The 1324-nt window shown below is 68.8% G+C and carries 1 protein-coding gene; it reads right to left on the bottom strand.

Going from position 1 to position 1324, the window contains the following annotated elements:
• Window positions 1-1324 (bottom strand): IPT/TIG domain-containing protein (locus IGS61_RS27675; protein WP_230542496.1); only part of this gene is annotated, 1324 nt, incomplete at both ends.

The following is a 1324-nucleotide window of genomic DNA, read 5'->3' as shown; positions in this document are numbered from 1 at the left end:
CCCCGGGGGGCCGTCGCCGTGATCTGCGTGGCACTGTTGACCGTAAAGCCGGTGGCCGCCGTGGCGCCGAAGGTCACCGCCGTTGTGCCGCCAAAATTCGAACCGGTGATGATGACGGAAGTACCACCGCCCGTCGGCCCCGCAGTCGGCGAAATGCTGCTGACCGTTGGCGCCGCGACATACGTAAATTGATCGGCCGCGCTGGTGGCGCTGGTGCCGCCCGTCGTGGTGACGCGCACGTCCACCGTGCCGGAACCGGTTGGTGCCGTCGCCGTGATCTGCGTGGCACTGTTGACCGTAAAGCCGGTGGCCGCAGTGGCGCCAAAGGTCACTGCCGTTGTGCCGCCAAAATTCGAACCGGTGATGATGATGGAAGTACCGCCGCCCGTCGGCCCCGCAGTCGGCGAAATGCTGCTGACCGCCGGCGCCGCGACATACGTAAATTGGTCGGCCGCGCTGGTGGCGCTGGTGCCGCCCGTCGTGGTGACGCGCACGTCCACCGTGCCGGAACCGGCGGGCGCCGTCGCCGTGATCTGCGTGGCGCTGTTGACCGTAAAGCCGGTGGCCGCCGTGGCGCCGAAGGTCACCGCCGTTGTGCCGCCAAAATTCGAACCGGTGATGATGACGGAAGTACCGCCGCCCGTCGGCCCTGCAGTCGGCGAAATGCTGCTGACCGCCGGTGCCGCGACATACGTAAATTGGTCGGCGGCGCTGGTGGCGCTGGTGCCGCCCGTCGTAGTGACGCGCACGTCCACCATGCCGGTGCCGGCGGGCGCCGTCGCCGTGATCTGCGTGGCGCCGTCGACCGTGAAACCGCTCACCGCCGTGGCGCCGAAGGTCACTGCCGTGGTACCGCCAAAGCCCGTACCCGTGATGGTGACCGTGGTGCCGCCGGCTGCCGGACCGGCAGTCGGCGAAATGCTCGTCACCGCCGGGGACGCCACAAAGGTGTACTGGTCCGCCGCGCTGGTGGCACTGGTGCCTCCAGTGGTGGTGACGCGCACGTCCACCGTACCCGTGCCGCTTGGCGCCGTCGCCGTGATCTGCGTGGCACTGTTGACCGTAAAGCCGGTGGCCGCCGTGGCGCCGAAGGTCACCGCCGTTGTGCCGCTAAAATTCGAACCGGTGATGATGACGGAAGTGCCGCCGCCCGTCGGCCCTGCAGTCGGCGAAATGCTGCTGACCGCCGGTGCCGCAACATACGTAAATTGATCGGCGGCGCCGGTGGCGCTGGTGCCGCCCGTCGTGGTGACACGCACGTCGACCGTGCCGGAACCGGCGGGGGCCGTCGCCGTGATCTGCGTGGCGCTGTTGACCGTGTAGC

The organism is Janthinobacterium sp. FW305-129 (assembly GCF_020858115.1).
Taxonomy (GTDB): domain Bacteria; phylum Pseudomonadota; class Gammaproteobacteria; order Burkholderiales; family Burkholderiaceae_D; genus Janthinobacterium.
Note: the sequence above shows the minus strand (reverse complement) of the source record. Positions and strands in the feature narration are given on the sequence as shown.